Source organism: Methanobrevibacter sp., assembly GCF_045577275.1.
Taxonomy (GTDB): domain Archaea; phylum Methanobacteriota; class Methanobacteria; order Methanobacteriales; family Methanobacteriaceae; genus Methanobrevibacter.
Genome location: NZ_JAZNIB010000157.1, coordinates 1 through 1509, shown reverse-complemented (window position 1 = coordinate 1509; position 1509 = coordinate 1). Strand labels below are relative to the sequence as shown.

General features: G+C 32.2%; 1 protein-coding gene. It reads right to left on the bottom strand.

What is annotated here, in order from left to right; translation table 11 throughout:
• Positions 1-72: 72 nt before the first annotated feature.
• On the bottom strand, positions 73-1362 hold the full coding sequence (locus tag ACKI67_RS04620) for an ATP-binding protein (RefSeq protein WP_407462231.1): 1290 nt from the start codon (positions 1360-1362) through the stop codon (positions 73-75).
• Positions 1363-1509 lie beyond the last annotated feature (147 nt).

The following is a 1509-nucleotide window of genomic DNA, read 5'->3' as shown; positions in this document are numbered from 1 at the left end:
ATTTTATGTTTCCAATTGCTTCAGGATTATAAGTTACATTTTAGATAATAAAAAGATTTTTTTAATAGGATGTTATCTTAAACATCCTATTGGAATGACTTTTACTCCATCTTTTCTTGTTTTGGCAAATTTTCCTCCGGTTATTACTGCTAAAAATTTTGGCTCTTTGATATATAAATCAGTTTCTGAAATTGTTTTTTTAATGAGACTGTCTAGTTTTAATAAGTTTTTTGCTCCTTTTTCTATTTTTGTACTTCCTAATTTAAATTCTATTAATGCATAATCTTCATTTTTTAGAGTTAATACACAATCACATTCCAGACCGTAACGGTCTCTATAGTAAAATACTTGCCCTCCCATAGAAGAAGTGTATGCGGATAAATCTCTCATGCATAAGTTCTCAAATATGTGTCCAAAGGTATCTAGGTCGAACAGTAATCCATCAGGGTCTAAATTTAACAGAACTGTTGCTATTGATGGATCGATGAATTCTCGTTTATCTGATGATTTCATTGCAGATTTTGACCGTATATTTGGATTCCAGGCAGGAATGTCGACTGTGACAAATAATTTGGATAGTGCTTTTAGATAATCGTCCAATGTGGAGTAGGCCATGTCTGGATAATTTCCCTTAACATCTTTTAAAATGGTTTGTTTTGTTGCTTCTGTGGAATTGTTTCTTGCATATGATCTTAATATTTTTTTAGCTCTGTTTGGGTCTCTTTTAACCCTATCGACTGTGGATATGTCTGATTTGCAAATGTTGTCAACATAATTTTCAGCAACAAATAACTGCGCTTCTCTATCTGTTTGTATGATACTTTCTGGCCATCCCCCCCTGCATGTTGCAAATGCCAAATCTTCAATTGTTAAATCTGATTCAATTCCATCAATATTCATATCAGGATTCTTGAATAATTCCAAAATGGATATTCTACCGTTAGATTCATTACTTTCATATAAACTCATAGGCAGCATTGTCATTCTGTTTACTCTTCCAGTTCCTGTATGCATAATCTCATCATTGTTAACACTTGTTGAACCTGTAAGGATGAAATGTCCGTATCCTGGGGTGTTGTCAATTTTTGTTCTTACGGCATCCCATAATACTGGTGCGACTTGCCATTCATCAATTAATCGAGGTTTTTCACCTTCTAATAATTTTGAAGGCATTATTTCAGCTAATTCTAAATAATTCTGCCTATTGTCTGGATCTTGCAGTTGTAAAATACTTTTCGCATGTTGTTTTGCAGTTGTTGTTTTACCGCACCATTTAGGACCTTCAATAACAACTGCACCCACCATTTTAAGTCTTTTTTCAATAGTTTCATCAAGTATTCTTTTATAATATAATTCTGACATATTTTGTCAACCTCATTAAACTATATTTTTGTGCTTTTTCATACCATATTTTTGTGGTTTTCTACACTATACTTTTGTGCTTTTTCATACTATATTTTTGTGGTTTTCTACACTATACTTTTGTGCTTTTTCATACTATATTTTTGT

Coding starts and splice junctions, on each gene's coding strand:
- ACKI67_RS04620 (WP_407462231.1), bottom strand. CDS start 1,362: ATGTCAGAATTATATTATAAAAGAATACTTGATGAAACTATTGAAAAA.